We start from the raw sequence: 15,591 nt of genomic DNA, 5'->3' as shown, positions 1-15,591 counted from the left end.
TGGGGTGGAACTCGACGTGCTCGAAATCAGTTGGTGGAGACCGCTGCCGAGCCGTCGGCGTTTTCGAGGGTGTTGGCGGTGATGTCACCCTGTTCGGCGAGCCAGCGCTCGGCGTCGATCGCCGCGCGGCAGCCGGTGCCCGCGGCGGTGATCGCCTGGCGGTAGGTGTGGTCGACCAGGTCGCCCGCGGCGAACACGCCCGCCACGTCGGTGGCGGTACCCGGATCGGTCACCTGTACATAGCCTTCGCCGTCGAGCGCGATCTGGCCCTTGACCAGTTCGCTGCGCGGATCGTGGCCGATGGCGACGAACAGGCCGGTCGCGGCGAGCTCGGATTCCTCGCCGGTGCGGGTGTCGCGCAGGGTCAGGCTGGTGACGCTCGTCTCGCCGTTGACCTTCACCACTTCGGCGTTGAGCCGGAACTTGATCTTCTCGTTGGCCTTGGCGCGCTCGAGCATGATCCGCGAGGCGCGGAACTCCTCGCGCCGGTGCACCACGGTGACGCTGGCCGCGAACTTGGTGAGGAAGGTCGCTTCCTCCATGGCCGAGTCGCCGCCGCCGACCACCACGATGTCCTGGCCCTTGAAGAAGAAGCCGTCGCAGGTGGCGCAGGCGCTCACGCCGCGGCCGAGCAGCTCCTGCTCACCCGGGACGTTCAGGTAGCGCGCGGCCGAGCCCATGGCCAGCACGATGGCGTAGGCCTCGAAGGTCTCGTCACCGACGGTCACCTTCTTGATGGGGCCGGACAGGTCGATCGCGTCGACGTCCTCGGTGCGCAGGTCGGCGCCGAAACGCTTGGCCTGCTCGCGCATCTGCTCCATGAGGTCGGGGCCCATGATGCCCTCGCGGAAGCCGGGGAAGTTCTCCACCTCGGTGGTGGTCATCAGGGCGCCACCGAACTGGGTGCCCTCGAACACGAGCGGCTGCAGTTCCGCGCGGGCGGCGTAGACGGCCGCCGTGTAACCGGCGGGTCCTGAGCCGACGATGATCAGGTCGCGAACTGGCGTGCTCATGGGGCCCTTCCGAAAAGACAACTGGGGACGTGTCGGTCAACAACAGCCTAAACGGTGTTGTTCCCGGGGCCACGGCGCTTCCCTCGAAGCGCCGTGTCAGCCGATATCGCGGAGCGCGAGCTGTTCGGGCGCGCCCGTGGTGCAGCCCGCGCCCACGACCAGCGCGGTGATGGTCGGCGGCTTGGGCCCGATGACGAGCACGAGCACCGCGTCGGTACCGCGGAACGTGATGCTCGACGCACCGAGGACGGTGCGGTCGATCCCGTTGGCCGCGACGCAGCGGGCCAGCGCGGCCTCGTCGGCCAGCGGACCACGAACCTCGCGCTTGCCGAGGGCGCTGAGCGCCGCGGCGGTGGTGAGTTCGTCGCCGGGGGTGTCGGGTTCGGTGAACGGCGCGGCGGTCGGGGTGCCGTCGGTGGTGTTCAGCGTCGTGACGACGGCGCCGGCGCCGGCGAGTACGGCCACGGCGGCGGCCGCCGCGGCGAGCAGGCCCATCCGGCGCCGGGATCGGTACTGCGCCAGCGAGACCGGCGCCTCGACGGGCGGTTGCGGTGCGGGCGGTGGGACCGACATCGTGGTCAGCCGGTCGGTGGGGCCGTCTTCCTGGACGGTCGGCGGGGTCGTCAAGCGTTCGGTGGGACCGTCGCCCGCGTCGAGATCGGCGACGAAACGGAACATACGGTCTGCGACGTCGTCGGGCATGGGGTGCATGACCCGCTCGTCGGTGGCCAGTGCGCGGAGGTGGACGTTCACCTCGTCGAGCCGGCTCAGGTAGTGCAGCGCGTCTGGGTCGGCGCTGACCTGTGGCAGGAGTTGCTCGCGCAGTTCGGCCGCGAGGTTGTCGCCGTGCAGATCGGCCAGCAGTTCCGACGGGAACGGAGGCTGCGGCACGGATCTAGACACCCTCGCACCTCCCCTGTTCTGTCGATATCGGATCGCAGGATTTACATCGCTGACTTGTTCGTCACTGTTAATGACGCATCCGGGCTAGATCCGGTTCCCCGGATCCCGGAAAAATTCCAAACGTTCTTGCAAACGTACGCGCGCTCGGGAGCAACGGCTCTTGATCGTGCCCTCCGCCACGCCGAGCGCAGCGGCGGTTTCGGCCACGCTGCGGCCTTCCATCTCGACCATGACCAGGGCGAGCCGCTGATCCTCCGGCAGCGTGAACAGTGCCTCGCCGACGACGGTCGACAGTTCGTACTCGGCGAACACGTCGCGCGGCTCGATCGCCTCGGGCATGGTGTCGGGTGTGATCGATATCGCGCGACGGGTCTTGTTGCGGCGGATCCGGTCCAGACAGGCGTTGACGACGATGGCGTGCAGCCAGCTGCGCACCTCGGCCTCGGCCCGGAACGAGCCCGCGGTGCGATGTGCGGACAGCAGCGCGTCCTGCAGTGAATCGGCGGCGTCCTCGCGGCTGTAGGAGGTACGCAGCGCGGTCTGCCACAGGTGGTCCTTGTGCCTGCGCAACAGCTCGGCGAAGGCGTGTGGCACCCCGCGGACGTGGGCAGCCAGCAGTTCCTTGTCGCTGCCGTTCTCCAGCACGAACGAACGGTCGCGGTATGCGGCGACCTGCCGCGTTCTCCCCCCGCGTACCTGCTCGTTGACTTCCGGCGACACCTGACCCCTTGGACAGCGCTCATTACGGCGACTTCACGTCGGCGAACGAGGCCGATCCATCACCTGACTACTGCGGCGTCCAGGATCGACGTCGACAAATCCTGGGAAGCTCCCAGCCGAGAGCGCGGCCCCGATCATATCGTCGATAACAATTGCGCACCAACCGGACGTAGTTCGACGAACGTCCGATCTCCGCGCGGAATTAGGCGGCCACCTGCGCTGATAGCGGTGGGAGCTGGGTCGACGCGGGGCTAGGGCGCGGCGTCGAAGCGGACATCGGCGATAGCGGTCTGGAACTGACCGCCCGAATTCGCGAGTCCGGTGATCCATACGAGCACGAAACGAGCGGCCTGATCGGTCTGCACGGCGATGTCGGTGACCCCGTCGACGAGCTTGGCCGAGCCGATCAACTGGGTCTGGTCGAGCGTGGGCGTCTCGGTCGGCGAGGTGCGGATCTCGACCGTGCTACCCGCGCTGGGCGAGGTGATCGAGACGTTGGTCAGCTTCGCCGGCGTCGGCAGCGTGGCCAGCAGCCCCACGCCCTTCTTGAGGGCGGGGAACTGCTGGAAGTACTGATCCGTGCGCCACACCGTCGCCGGGTTCTGGTCGAGCACCGCGCCCGCGGCCGCCGCCCCGTCCGGGGTGCCCTCCGGGGAGAACACCGCGGCGCCGGTGACGGGCACCGGCACGCTGGTCGGCGGCGCGGCCGGGGTCTGCCCGGCCGGCGGTGCCGCGCTCGGCGGCGCCACACTCGACGTGAGCCCGATGTTGATCTGCTCGTCCAGCGGCTTGTCCGAGGCGCCGGGCGCGAAGATGCTGACCATCCACCAGATCAGGATGCCGACGACCAGCGCCGCGAGGACGCCGAGGCCGACCATGATCCACATCATCCGCTGCGAGCGTTCCCGCTCGGCGGCGAGCAGTTCCGGATCGGCGAGCGAATCCGGTCCGCTCGCGACCGCCCGCTGACCCAGCCGCAGGACCGGGATGAAGTCGGTCTTCTGGTCCACGACCGAGGCCTGCTCGAGCACGTGCTGCACCGTCGCGGCCGTCCGCACGCCCTTGTTCGACTCCAGCGAACGGACCGCGACGGCCGAGATCTCGAACGGGACCTCCGGCCGGATCTGCCGCGGTTCCACCGGGGTGCCGTCGGGGCCGAAATCGGCCAGCCGTAGGCCGCCGATGGTGGCCGCGGTCCCGGTGACGCCGCCGACCCGGATGGGCCAGCGCGCGGTGATCAGGGCGTAGAGCATGGCGCCGAGGCCACGCACGTCGCCCTGGGCGTCGGAATCGCCGAGGGTTCCGGGGAACGCCAGTACGGCGTCACCGGAGGCGCTGATCCGGATCCGGTCCGGATGATCGATCGACAGCGAGCCGCCGCCGCGGTGGGCCAGTTCGGCTGCCGAGGCGAGTGCCCTGATGGCCCTGGCCGCGCCGATCGGCGAGGGAACGGTTTCGGCCATCTCGCGCAGCGAGCGACCGGGCGTCCACTCGGCGACCACGATGCCGCCGGAGCTGCCGCGGACCACGTCGAGGACCCTGGCCAGGCCGGGCGAGTTGATCCGGCCCAGGCGCAGCGTGCGCGACAGGATCGCCTGCGGGCCGTCGTGCCCGGAATTCTCCCCCGACTTCTGGTCGGCATCGACGAAGGTCAGCGCCACCTCGCGGTCGAGCTTGATGTCGAGTGCCTGCCAGAACTTCAGGCCACGCGCGCCGCCGTGCCCGGCCAGCAGGCGATACCTGCCGCCCGCCACGGACGCGCCGGGGATCAGCTTGGGGCCACGCTGGGCACGGTTCGCCGCCGCGGCAGGCGGGACCTGCGGCGGAATCGGCAGCATGCCGGTGTCGTGCGTCGGATCGTGCGGCGGCATCGCGCGCGCGTCGTCGGCCGGTCCCTGCTCCTCTGCCGAGCTGTTATGCGGCGATTCGGCCTCGTCGGGCGTGTCGGCCTGCTCGGATCCTGCTGCGTTGGACGCGGCAGGATCGACATCGGTGGACATTCCTCCTGCTGCGCGCGCCGCAGAATCAGCGGCCGGGACGCCGCCCACCGCGTCATCGCTCACCCTCGGTCCTCCTTCGGCCTGATCTCGCGGAATCTTCCGCGTGCTGGCGTCATCGCCACCCATGTCGGTATGCCGAACAGCGTACGGGAACTGTGCCTGACCGGTGATGTCAACAGCACCGGGCCGGATCACCGGAAGGACCATCGTCTGGGTGTCCATCGACGGCCCATACGCCGGGAACGCGTAGGTGTCGGGCCTGCGCAGAATAGTGGTCGCGTAGATGTCCTCGGCAGGGGTCTCGTCCAGGCCGAGATCCGGCGCGGGCGGGGTGATCCCCAGCTTGCGCGAGACGGCGACGGTGATCGCCACGACCTCGGGGATGCCGGCCAGGCGCATGAGGCCGAAGGCGACCGAGAACATGACCACCGAGTCGATGACGACGCGCAGCAGCGAACCCGCGCCGCCGGAGACCCGGTCGAGTCCGGTCACGGTGTCGACGATGAGCATCACCGCGCCACCCGCCACGGACGCGAGCAGTACTCGCGTCACGGTGCGGCCGACGTTGGCCATGCGGAGATCGCCCAGGCTGCGGTGCAGCAGCAGGCCGCCGATCACCGCGCCCGCGGTGAAACCGAGGCCGGTGGCGACACCGAGAATGATCACCACGTCGTCGCTGTCGCGAGCCAGCACCGGGGCCAGCGCCGAGAACAGGATCTTGATCGTGGTGATGCCGAGGATGATCCAGGTGGGCGTCCAGGCCTGCTCGCGCGCGTAGAACACGCGCAGGTGGATCAGCACCAGGGAGTACGGGATCAGCGAGAACGCCGACCAGCTGACCGCGCTGCCGAGGCGCTCGGCGTCGCCGGAGAATCGGGCGTAGCCGTAGAGCGCCTGGCCGATCTCCGGGCCCGCGAGGGTCAGGAAGGTGACCACGGGGATCAGCGCGATCATCGTGAGCCGGGTGGCGACGGACAGGTCGTCGACCACGGCCGGGGTGTCGTCGGCGGCGGCGTTGCGGCTCAGCCGCGGCATGATCGCGGTGAGCAGGGTGACACCGAGCACGCCGTACGGCAGCTGCAGCAGGGCCCACGCGTTGGCGAAGATCGCGGGACCCGCCTCGTCGGCGGAGGAGGCGATGTTGTTCGCGACAACCAGGCCGATCTGGCTGATCAGCACGTACAGGATGATCGCGGCACCCATCTTGCCGAACTGCTTGAGGCGCGCGTCGACGCCCCACAGCGGTCGCAGATTGATGCCGTGCCTGCGGATCGCGGGCAGCAGGCTCAGCGCCTGCGTGGCCACACCCACCGTGATGCCGATGCCGAGGACCAGCAGTTTCGGGTCGCTCATCCGCACCGGATCGAGGGTGATCTCGCCGGGTGTCAGCGCGTAGAGGGCCAGCACCGCCAGCACGACCACGTTGTTCAGCACCGGCGCCCACGCGCCCGGTTTGAACGCCTGCCTGGTGTTCAGGATGGCGGTGAACAGGGCCGACATGCCGTAGAAGAGGATCGCCGGCGCCAGCAGGTAGGTCAGCGCGGTGGTGAGGTGGGTGTTCACCTTGCCGTCGGAGGCCACCAGCACATGGCTGGCCAGGATCGGCGTCGCGGCCAGCGTCAGCACGGTCGCGGCGAACAGCACCGCGAAGGCGGCGGTCACCAGTCTTCGGACGAACGCGGCGCCGTTGTCGGCGTCCTCGTGTTCGGCGCGCACCAGGGTCGGCACGACGATGGCGGTCAGCACGGCGCCGAGGACCAGCTCGGCCACCATGTTCGGGATCAGGTTCGCCGAGATGAACGCACTGGCGATGGCCGGACCGAGCACTGTCAGCAGCAGCAGCTGCTTGGCGAAGCCGGTGATGCGGCTGACCAGCGTCGCGATTGCGATCGAGCCCGAGTCCTTGAGCAGTTTCGCGTTGGCGCTCTGCGGGGTCGCCGGCTTCTCGGTCGCCACCCGTTCGGGGCGGGCGATCTTCTGGGTCTTGGCGGCGGCCAGGTCGTCGACGGCCGCGCGTCGTCCACCCGTCGCTCGACGGCCCGCGGGTTCGGCCTGCGCGCCGACCGGCGTGCCGGGCATCCCGGGGTAGGACGGGCGTTGCGGCGCGTTGCGCCTGCCCTCCGGTCGACGGCCCGCGGCGTCACCGCCGGGCTGATCGCCGAACAGCTGGTCGGGGCGGCCCTGCCGGGGTATGGCACCGGACTGTGGACCGCGCGGGGCACCCGGATTCCGGGCGAACTCGCCCGCACCCGGACCCGGCGGCACCGGACCTCGTTGCGGACGCACACCCGCGTCGAGATCGGGACGAGCCTGCCGCGGAATCGCTCCCGAAGCCGACGCGTGCGGCGGCGCGGGCCGTTGCTGCGGGAACTCGCCCGAGCTCGGTCCGGGCCGTTGCGGCCGGAGGTCGTCGGGGCGCCCACCCGACCAACCTGGACGCTGCTCGGGCGGGAATTCACCCGCACGATCACCGGGCATGGGACGCTGCGGGCGCAGCTGCTGGGAGACCTCGTCGGCGCCGGACGCCGGACGCGGAGGCAGGCCGGGCCGTGGCTGGGGGAAATCGTCGGCGCCGGACGCCGGATACGGAGGCTGGCCGGGGCGCTGCTGCCGGGGCAGTTCACCCGACTGCCCACCGGGACCGGCTACGGGACGTGGCGGTTGGCCTGGCCGTTGCTGCGGGAACTCGCCCGAGCTCGGTCCGGGTCGCGGTGGCCGGAGCTCGTCGGCGCGAGCGCCGGGTCCGGGGTGGCCCGGACGTGGCTCCGGCGGGAAACCACCGGAGCCGGGCAGCGGGCGCTGCCCCCGGAGTTCGTCGGCACCGGGGTGCGCCGGCGGGAACTCACCCGGGCGACCCGAGCGCGGCGGCTGACCGGGACGCTGCTGCCTGGGGAACTCACCCGACTGCTCACCCGCAGACGGACGCGGCGGCTGCCCTGGGCGCTGGTGCAGCGGGTCACCGGACTGACCGGCGGTCGGACGTGGCGGTTGGCCCGGCCGTTGTTGCTGCGGGAACTCACCCGATTGACCGGCGGTCGGATGCGGCGGTTGGCCCGGCCGTTGTTGCAGCGGGAACTCACCCGATTGACCGGCGGTCGGACGTGGCGGTTGACCGGGACGCTGCTGCTGCGGGAACTCCCCCGAGCGACCGGCAGGCGGCACAGGACGCTGCGGCGGAACACCTGGACGATCGCCCTGGCCGGGACGCTGCTGCGGAAACTCACCGGGCTGCCCCGGCAACTGCACACGCGGAACGTCGGGGTGCTGCGGACCGTCGTGCCGATCGCCGTACGCCGCGCGCGACGGATCCGGCGCACGATTGCCGGGCCGATCGGTGGGAACCGGCCGATACCCAGGGGCCGGCTGATCGGCGGGCCGGTAACCGGGCTGCCCCTGGCCCGGCTGACGCCCACCCTGCTGGTCGAACCCCGGCTCGGCGGGCCGATACGGCCGACCTTCCGGCGCTCCCGGACGCGGCGCGGCGACGTTCCCCTCGTGTTCCCCGCCCGTCATGCCACGCTCCCATGGCGCGACCGGGGCCGGGCGTGCCGGTCCGTCGCGGCGATCGTCGTGGTCGTGCCGATGAGCGGAATCATCGTCGCCCATCATGCCTCCTGTACCCGGCGCAACCCGCGAATCCCGCCGGTCCGATGAGCGTTTCGCTCACCCGTGCCACTCTCGTCCTTGTCTGCCATGTTCCCCCGCCCGCGTCTCAGGCGTGGGCATTCACTGCCGTTCGAACCCCTCGTCGGCGGGGTCGGGCTGCCCACGGAACCGGCGCAGGAGCCGGCGCCCGGCCAACAGCAACAGCAATATTCCGGCACATGCCGTAATTATGGCCAAGGCCTGTCCGTAGGCGTTCGAACGTACCGAGACCGAGGTCGGCTCCCCTAGCGCTACGCCGTCCGGCGTGGTAAGGGAAATCGGAATCACCAGCTTACGGCTGTCGCTCACCTCGGTCGGAATCTGGAACGACCGGGTACCGGAGGGCGGAAGCAGCTGTTCGCCGATATCGGTGATGTTCGTCTCGGCGGGTGCCTCGATCCGGAACTGCACCCGGATGGCGACCGGCAGTTCGTTGCGGGCGACCAGCAGCAACGGGCTCTGCTCGGAGGCCAGCGTGTACACCCCACCCGGCGGCAGCACCGACACCGACGAGAACATGGTGTCGAGTTCCTTGGTGACCTGATCGATGCGGCGCTGGGCGTGCAGATCGGCGAGCGTGTCGTCGTCGGCCCTGCGGTCGGACAGGCTGAGCGCGCGCAGCAGGTCCTCGCGGGCCGGGGTCAGGAAGGCATGCGGGGTGAGCTCGGATTCCGGCAGCTCGACCAGCGCCCGCATCAGCTCGGTGATCCGGGCGCCCTGGGCGTGGACCGGCGGTACGAACCGCTCCGGCGCCGCGTCCTGGGCCGCGCGCGGCAGGTATTCCAGCGCGTACGGACGCGGATCGGGCGCCTGCGCGACGAGCTCGGCGAAACCGCGCGGGCTCGCGAGGTTGTTGCGGGTCAGCAGTTCGACCTGCTTGAGCAGCGCGATGCCCTCTTCCCGGTTGGCGCCCCACTGCTGCGGCGGCATGAGCAGCTGCGAGCGCGGTCGTTCCGGTGACGGGTTCAGCGCCGACCAGGCGATCGCGCCGAGCGCGTCCTGCAGCCGCGCCGCGCGCGAGTCGTTGGTGACGTCGAAGCGCACCTTCGACGGCGTGAACGACGGCGTCGGCGGATTCGAGCCGACGGCGGCCAGCGCGGTCGCCGACCAGATGTCGAAGGTGGTGACGCGCAGCGCGGGATCGGTGCCCGCCGGCCCGCCCGCGGGCGGTTCGACGCTCACGGTCGGCACCCGGACGACGTCCGGCGCCGCCTGCTCCCCACCGACGACCACGCCCGGCTCCAAGGTCACCGGCGCCGAGGTCAGCGCGTTCTCGGTATCGCCGCCCGCACCGTCGGTCGACACCGCCGTGCTCGCCAGGACCGCCGTCCCGTAGCCGTGGCCGCGCAGCAGTTGCCCGGCCGGATCGTCGATGCTGCCGGAATCGGGCAGGCTGACCCCGCGCAGCGAGCGGGTGCCCAGGATCGCGTCGACCACGTCGGCGGGCGCGGTGAGCGCACGCGCGGACAGGCTGGGGTCGTTCACCGCGGCCAGCGCCGACACGTCGACCTGTGCGAACGGCAACGCGACCGTGCACATCGATCCGGCCAGCGTGCGCAGCCGGTCGAGCCAGGCCTGCGCGCTCGCCGCGCCGGTCCCCTCCCTGGTCGCGCCACTCGGATCGGACGGGCTGGCCAGCACGCGGTAGCCGCGCGTCATCGTCTGCACGGTCGAGACCAGATCGGGGTCGATGGCGATACACACCGAACTCGCCACGCCGCGTTCGCGACCGGGCCCCGGCGCGACCGATTCCAGCGCGGCGACCAGCTGCTCGAGCCGTCCGCCCTTGCCGACGGAGACGGCCAGCTCGTCGTCGAGCAGCTCCGGCTGCCCGTTGACCGAGCCCGGTTTGCCCGCGACCATGCGCGGCCGATCGGCCAGCGGCCAGATCAGCGTGGTGGCCACCGGCGACGCATCGGCGGGCGGGGGCACCGGCTCACTCGCCGCGCCGGTCGCGTCGTCCCCGGCGCCGGGCAGGCCGAGCACCGGCAGCAGGAAGCGGGCGTCGTCGAGCCGGGCCTGGGTGCCGTAGGCGGGTTCCCCGTTGACATTGAGCAGCAGCGGATACACCCCGGGATCGGTCAGCCCCAGCGAGGCGCCGTCGCCCCCGGCGCGCAAGGCGATGCGCACCGAGAACTGCTTGCGCTGACCGGGACTCAACCGCTCGGCCACATCCTGGAACGGCCCGGTGACCTCGTAGTTCACCTGATCGAGCCGCAGCGAACTGCGCAGTCCGCTCGGGGACTGCACCGGCGCGGCCCGCTGGATCCGTACGCTCACGTCGTCGACGACGCGGTCGCCGATATTGGTGACCGTGCCCGACACCGTCAGCATCGGATCGCTGCTGGTCGTGACCGTGCCCGGCGCGACAGCGTCCAGCGTCAGCTTGAGGAATTTCGGTGTGCTCGTGCCCGACCCGTTCGGTTGCGCGTGCGCGACCGAAGGCAGAAGCGTCACCGAACCCAAGATGGTCAGGACCGCCGTGATCAGCCGGAACAGTCCACCCGTCATCGCTTGCCGGTCTCCATCCGGTCGATCATTCGATTCGCCACTTCGGCCAGCCGCCGTTCGTCGGCGTAGGCCAATCGGGAATCCAACTCGCTCAACGGAACCCACGCAACCTGGGTGACTTCCACGTCGGCGTCGGACAGTTCACCGCCGAGCGAGCGCAGCAGGAAATGGTGCACGGTCTTGTGTACCCGCCTGCCCTCGGTCACGAACCAGTAATCGATACTGCCCAGTTCGGCGACCACTTCGCCGTTGATTCCGGTCTCCTCGGCGACCTCGCGGATGGCGGTCTGCTCGGAGGTCTCGCCCGCTTCGATATGCCCTTTGGGCAGCGACCACAGCAGCCTGCCCCGGCGATCGGTGCGCCCGATCAGCGCGGCGCAGCGCTGCTCACGCGGGCCGTCGAGCCCGTCGACGACCAGGCCACCCGCGGAGGTCTCGCGCACCGTGCGCATGCGCGGTTTGCCGGCATTGCTCGCCGAACCGCGCCGCCGCGGCTGGCGGCGTCGACTGTTCGCGCGATCGGCCGGAGGAGACACCCCGCCAGCTTAGCTGGCCCGCCTCCCCGCGAATTCTGCGTCTCGCTGCCCCGCCTCCCCGCGAATTCTGCGTGTCGCTGCCCGCCTCCCCGCGAATTCTGCGTGTCGCTGCCCCGCCTCCCCGCGAATTCTGCGTGTCGTCCGGTAGCTCGGTTGTCGGCAGTCGGTCCCGCGTTGGTGCGGAGCGGCTGGGAGGTGGCCGGGGAGTTACCCATGTTCTCGTGTGATCAGTGGTGGCGAATGCCAGCTGACTGTGTGGGCGGCGACCCCGGTAGGCTGGCTGTTCGTGTCTTCCAACGTTGTCCCTGATGCTGTGGCCGATCGGCGTGCGCGGCTGCTGGCCGCGGCGGCGGTGACACTGGGGCAGCTATCGGATGTGCTGACACCGCTGGGCGAGAGGTTCGCCGAGCGCGGGCATTCCCTTTACCTTGTCGGCGGCAGTGTCCGCGACGCGGTGCTCGGGCGGCTGGGCAACGATCTGGATTTCACCACCGATGCCCGTCCCGAGGTCGTGCAGGAGCTGATGCGCGGCTGGGCCGATCACCTGTGGGACACCGGCGGCCTGGCCTTCGGCACGGTGAGCGCGGCCAAGGACGACCAGCAGCTCGAGATCACCACCTTCCGCGCCGACACCTACGACCGGGTCTCGCGCAATCCCGAGGTCACCTTCGGTGACACCCTCGAGGGCGACCTGGTCCGCCGCGATTTCACGGTCAACGCGATGGCGGTGAAGATCGCCGCCGACGGCTCGCTCGAATTCGTCGACCCGCTCGACGGTCTCGACGCCCTGCTCGACGGTGTGCTCGATACGCCTGCCGCGCCGCAGGATTCGTTCGACGACGACCCGCTGCGGATGCTGCGCGCCGCCCGTTTCGTCGCCCAGCTCGGTTTCGACGTGGCGCCGCGGGTGCGCGCGGCGATCGAGGACATGGCCGAGCAGATCGATCGGATCACCGCCGAGCGGGTGCGCACCGAACTCGACAAGCTGATCGGCGCCGCGCATCCGATCGACGGCATCAACCTCATGTGCGACACCGGTCTGGCGCAGCGCGTGCTGCCCGAGGTGCCCGCCATGAAGCTCGAGATCGACGAGCACCACCAGCACAAGGACGTCTATCAGCACTCGCTGACCGTGCTCTCGCAGGCGATCGACCAGGAGGAGGGCGACCCCGACCTGGTGCTGCGCTGGGCCGCGCTGCTGCACGACATCGGCAAGCCCGACACCAAACGCAACGAGCCCGGCGGCGGCGTGAGCTTCCACCACCACGAGGTGGTCGGCGCGAAGATGGTGCGCAAGCGCCTGCGCGCCCTGAAGTATCCGAAGGCGTTCACCGAAGAGGTTGCGCGCCTGGTGTTCCTGCACCTGCGCTTCCACGGGTACGGCAAGGGCCAGTGGACCGACTCGGCGGTGCGCCGCTACGTCACCGACGCCGACGACCTGCTCGATCGCCTGCACAAGCTGGTCCGCGCCGACTGCACCACCCGCAACAAGCGCCGCGCCGCGGCCCTGCGCGCCACCTACGACGAGCTCGAGGAGCGCATCGCCAAGCTCAGGGAGCAGGAGGACCTGGCGCGGGTGCGGCCCGACCTGGACGGCAACTCCATCATGGAACTGCTCGGCCTGTCGCCGGGTCCGCAGGTCGGCAAGGCGTGGAAGTTCCTCAAGGACCTGCGGCTGGACCGTGGTCCGATGACCCGCGAGGAAGCCGAGGCCGCGCTGCTGGAGTGGTGGGCCACCGAGAACGCCTGATCAGAAGACGATCAGCGTCGTCCCGGCGACGATGGCCGCGCGGATCTGCGCGAGGTCGAACGAACCGGTGGTCTCGGGCAGTTCGATCCGGAAGCGCACCTTGTCGCCGCGGCGGTGCGCGTAGGTGATGCTCGCCCGGTTGGGCAGATCGTCGAGCAGCAGCGCGGGGGCGGGCACCGCGCGCCTCGGCAGCCGGATGCCGTGCCAGCTGGCCTTGCGGATGTCGATGGTGAGCAGGTTGTCGTAGACCTGCGCGTCGACCAGGGCGCGCATCTTGCGGGTGCGGTGGGTGGCGACGATGCGGCCGCGTTCGTCCAGGTGGACCCGCCAGTCGAGATTCTGCGCGTCCACCCACTCGACCAGGGCGCCGATCCCGATGGTGCCCTCGATATCGAGCTGCTGGACCCGGATCTTGGTCGGCACACCGGGAATCAGCCGGACACCGTGCGCGATGACGGTGACGGCGTCGAACGGATGCGAGTCCCAGACCAGGTCCGACAGCACGGTCTTGCTCTGGAAATGGGCGCCGCGCCTGCGCACCTTGAACACGTCGAGGGTGGCGGTGAGGTCGTGCCCGAGCAGGGTGGCGCTGACTTCCTGGCCGCCGAATCGGCTGAGGATGCCCTCGCTGAGCACGGTCATCAGCACGTCGGGCATGAGCGCGGTCACGGTGCCGGAGCCCAGGTCGGCGACGGGGTCGGCCCAGGAGGTGGTGAAGCCGAGCCACTGGTCGATCCATGACGGGTCGAGCAGGCGTTTGCCCAGATCGACAGCGCCCGACAGTGACCAGGACTTCGGATCGAAATACGTGGCCATGATGGTCCGAGCGTACTTGGCCGGGGGCGCCGCGGCCATGGTCAGCGGCGTGTTGGGGCGGCGTCACAACCGGGAGATACGGAACTGTGCCCCGGTGACGACGGCGCGAACGGGGTCGTTCATGCTCGAATCGCCCGGGGTACTCACCGGGGAATGACGCGCGGATACCGGAGGGCAGCACGTGCCGCTGGACCTGAACAGCGATCTGGGCGAGGGCTTCGGCCCGTGGCGGATGGGCGACGACGTGGCGATGCTCGACATCGTCACCAGCGCCAACATCGCCTGCGGTTTCCACGCGGGTGACCCGTCCATCATGCGTCGGACCTGTGAACTCGCGGTCGCCAAGGGCGTGCGGATCGGCGCCCACGTCGGCTATCGCGACCTGGTCGGCTTCGGCCGCCGCGATATCGCCATCGCCCCGGCCGACCTGCGCGACGAGATGCTGTACCAGATCGGCGCGCTGGCGGCCTTCGCCCGCGCGGCCGGTGACCGGGTGCGCTACGTCAAGCCGCACGGCGCGCTCTATCACGCCGCGGCCCGGGATCGGCTGCTCGCCGACGCCGTGCTGGCCGCGGTGGCCGAGTCCGACACCGGGCTCGCCCTGCTCGGACCGGCGGGTACCGAGCTGGAGCGGGCCGCCGATCGGGTGGGCGCGCGGTTCGTCGGCGAGGGTTTCGCCGATCGCGGCTACACCGCGACGGGCACGCTGGCGCCGCGCGGAGTTGCCGGCGCGGTGCTGTCGCCCGATGAGGCCGTGGCACAGGCGGTTTCTCTTGCGCTGTCGGGCACCGCGCGTACCGTAGACGGTCCCGGTACGGTCGCCGTGTCCGTGGCGAGTGTGTGCGTGCACGGCGATTCCCCCGCCGCCGTGGAGATGGCCCGCCGGATTCGACGGGCGCTCGACGACGCCGGAATACCGGTGGAGCCGTTCGGCTGAGGGTGGGAGGCAGGATGGACGAGGCAACGAGAGACCCGGCGAACGACTGGAACGCGCGCATCCGTCCCGCGGGCGACCGCGCCATGCTCATCACCCTCGACGATCCACGCCCGGTGCAGCGCCTCGCCTCGGCCCTGCGGGTACACGCCATCGCGGGCGTCCAGGATGTGCTGCCCGCTGCGGAAACCGTGCTGGTGACAATGCATTCGGTGAGCTACGGCGTCCAGGTGCGGCGCGAGCTGGTCGCGCTGCTCGACCGGCTGGATCGCGAACCACCGCAGCCGGATTCGCCCGATGTTTCCCGTGGAACAGTGCCGGACAGCGAGATTCCCGACGACGTGGTGGAGATCCCGGTCCGCTACGACGGCGCCGATCTGCCCGAGGTCGCCGATCTGCTCGGGTTGTCGGTGCCCGAGGTGATCGCGGCGCACACCGGGACGGTCTGGTGGTGCGCGTTCGTCGGTTTCGCGCCCGGCTTCGGCTACCTGACCTCGCCCGACGGGCGATTGGCCGTGCCGCGCCGAGCCCAGGCCCGTACCGCGATCCCGCCCGGCGCGGTGGCGCTGGCGGGCGGCTATTCGGCGGTGTACCCGCGTGGCACGCCGGGTGGATGGCAAGTGATCGGCAGTACCGATCTGCGGATGTGGGTGGTCGACCGTGATCCGCCCGCGCTGGTGCGGGCGGGGACGGCGGTACGGTTCGTCGACACGGCGGCCGACGGACACAAGGCATAACACCAGGGCTGCTCAACGATGCGCCG

Annotated in this window: 11 protein-coding genes; 4 read left to right on the top strand and 7 right to left on the bottom strand. The window is 70.5% G+C overall.

From position 1 onward, the window contains the following. Positions 1 to 26 precede the first annotated feature (26 nt). The 4 genes from trxB to NV348_RS15545 form a co-directional block, all read right to left on the bottom strand. Positions 27 to 1,013, bottom strand: a complete 987-nt coding sequence (trxB, locus tag NV348_RS15560) for a thioredoxin-disulfide reductase (RefSeq protein ID WP_447147597.1) — start codon at positions 1,011 to 1,013, stop codon at positions 27 to 29. A 96-nt stretch (positions 1,014 to 1,109) separates the two neighbouring features. Then, the gene (locus NV348_RS15555; RefSeq protein WP_447147596.1) at positions 1,110 to 1,904 is read right to left on the bottom strand and encodes an RsmA family anti-sigma factor; all 795 of its coding nucleotides are present in this window, start codon (positions 1,902 to 1,904) and stop codon (positions 1,110 to 1,112) included. 96 nt (positions 1,905 to 2,000) lie between these two features. After that, the gene (gene sigM, locus NV348_RS15550) at positions 2,001 to 2,561 is read right to left on the bottom strand and encodes an RNA polymerase sigma factor SigM (RefSeq protein WP_447147595.1); all 561 of its coding nucleotides are present in this window, start codon (positions 2,559 to 2,561) and stop codon (positions 2,001 to 2,003) included. A gap of 326 nt (positions 2,562 to 2,887) precedes the next feature. Next, the gene (locus NV348_RS15545) at positions 2,888 to 6,715 is read right to left on the bottom strand and encodes a murein biosynthesis integral membrane protein MurJ (protein WP_447147594.1); all 3,828 of its coding nucleotides are present in this window, start codon (positions 6,713 to 6,715) and stop codon (positions 2,888 to 2,890) included. 18 nt (positions 6,716 to 6,733) lie between these two features. Here NV348_RS15545 and NV348_RS15540 point away from each other — a divergent pair, with 18 nt between their 5' ends. Continuing rightward, positions 6,734 to 8,290, top strand: coding sequence for a hypothetical protein (locus NV348_RS15540; protein WP_447147593.1), 1,557 nt, complete (start codon positions 6,734 to 6,736; stop codon positions 8,288 to 8,290). Positions 8,291 to 8,362: 72 nt separating this feature from the next. Here the strand turns inward: NV348_RS15540 and NV348_RS15535 are convergent, their stop codons facing one another. After that, entirely contained in the window at positions 8,363 to 10,792 is a 2,430-nt protein-coding gene (locus tag NV348_RS15535) for a DUF6049 family protein (protein ID WP_447147592.1), read from the bottom strand. Beyond that, on the bottom strand, positions 10,789 to 11,244 hold the full coding sequence (locus NV348_RS15530) for an NUDIX hydrolase (RefSeq protein WP_447151054.1): 456 nt from the start codon (positions 11,242 to 11,244) through the stop codon (positions 10,789 to 10,791). The genes NV348_RS15535 and NV348_RS15530 overlap by 4 nt, the downstream gene beginning before the upstream one ends. Before the next feature lie 370 nt (positions 11,245 to 11,614). Here NV348_RS15530 and NV348_RS15525 point away from each other — a divergent pair, with 370 nt between their 5' ends. Continuing rightward, positions 11,615 to 13,078 carry a CCA tRNA nucleotidyltransferase gene (locus tag NV348_RS15525; RefSeq protein ID WP_447147591.1) on the top strand — a complete coding sequence of 488 codons (1,464 nt, stop codon included), beginning with the start codon at positions 11,615 to 11,617 and terminating at the stop codon, positions 13,076 to 13,078. On the opposite strand, the gene NV348_RS15520 is transcribed toward NV348_RS15525, so the two are convergent. Beyond that, the gene (locus tag NV348_RS15520; RefSeq protein WP_447147590.1) at positions 13,079 to 13,894 is read right to left on the bottom strand and encodes a hypothetical protein; all 816 of its coding nucleotides are present in this window, start codon (positions 13,892 to 13,894) and stop codon (positions 13,079 to 13,081) included. Positions 13,895 to 14,075: 181 nt separating this feature from the next. Between NV348_RS15520 and NV348_RS15515 the strand changes: the two genes are divergently transcribed. Together NV348_RS15515 and NV348_RS15510 are read left to right on the top strand one after the other, a co-directional pair. Continuing rightward, the gene (locus NV348_RS15515) at positions 14,076 to 14,831 is read left to right on the top strand and encodes a LamB/YcsF family protein (protein ID WP_447147589.1); all 756 of its coding nucleotides are present in this window, start codon (positions 14,076 to 14,078) and stop codon (positions 14,829 to 14,831) included. Positions 14,832 to 14,845: 14 nt separating this feature from the next. Continuing rightward, complete coding sequence (locus NV348_RS15510) at positions 14,846 to 15,565, top strand: 5-oxoprolinase subunit B family protein (RefSeq protein ID WP_447147588.1); 720 nt, start codon at positions 14,846 to 14,848, stop codon at positions 15,563 to 15,565. The last annotated feature ends 26 nt before the right edge of the window (positions 15,566 to 15,591 follow it).

This window comes from Nocardia fodinahabitans (assembly GCF_052983615.1).
This window is presented reverse-complemented; position numbering and strand designations above follow the sequence as displayed.